Origin of the sequence: Bacillus sp. AFS088145, assembly GCF_002564465.1 — a bacterium.
Lineage (GTDB): Bacteria > Bacillota > Bacilli > Bacillales > Bacillaceae_G > Gottfriedia.
On record NZ_NUUX01000061.1, the window covers coordinates 1 to 204 of the forward strand.

Below are 204 nucleotides of genomic sequence, written 5' to 3' on the forward strand. Positions count from 1 at the left end.
GTTTAGTTTTCAAAGATCATTTTGGTGGAGCCTAGCGGGATCGAACCGCTGACCTCCTGCGTGCAAGGCAGGCGCTCTCCCAGCTGAGCTAAGGCCCCTTATTGAAATGGTCGGGAAGACAGGATTTGAACCTGCGACCCCCTGGTCCCAAACCAGGTGCTCTACCAAGCTGAGCCACTTCCCGTAATATGGCGCGCCCGAAAG

The 204-nt window shown here is 55.9% G+C and carries 2 tRNA genes; both read right to left on the bottom strand.

Annotated features, from left to right (window positions below):
* Nucleotides 1–22 precede the first annotated feature (22 nt).
* A tRNA-Ala gene (locus COI44_RS23430) sits at nt 23–98 on the bottom strand.
* Nucleotides 99–107: 9 nt separating this feature from the next.
* Nucleotides 108–184 (bottom strand) — tRNA-Pro (locus COI44_RS23435).
* Between the last annotated feature and the right edge of the window lie 20 nt (nt 185–204).